Here is a 302-nt window from a genome sequence, read left to right as displayed (position 1 = left end):
CATGTGGCGAGGATTGCCGGTGTGCGCGAGCGCGCCCAAGAGTTCGACGTCATCCATTTCCATCTCAGCCACTGCCTGCATTTCCCGTTCTTCGAGGCCATTGCGGGGCGAACGGTGACGACGCCGCATGGCCGGCTCGACTATGTCGACCTGGCGCCGGCCTATAAACGCTTTCCGCGCTTCCCGATGATCTCGATCTCGCACAGCCAGAAACGGGGATTGCCCGACGCGAACTGGCTGGCCACGATCCATCACGGACTGCCGCTCGACGCCTACCGGCCGACCTATGAGCCGCAGGCGGA

Annotated in this window: 1 pseudogene; it reads left to right on the top strand. The window is 63.9% G+C overall.

The features are described 5' to 3' along the window. A pseudogene (locus tag EN852_RS38860) lies at positions 1-302 on the top strand (glycosyltransferase family 4 protein); the annotation flags it as partial.

The sequence above is a fragment of the Mesorhizobium sp. M2E.F.Ca.ET.209.01.1.1 genome (assembly GCF_004010375.2).
Classification (GTDB): domain Bacteria; phylum Pseudomonadota; class Alphaproteobacteria; order Rhizobiales; family Rhizobiaceae; genus Mesorhizobium.
The sequence above is the reverse complement of the archived record's forward strand: the minus strand, read 5'-3'. Positions and strand labels throughout refer to the sequence as shown.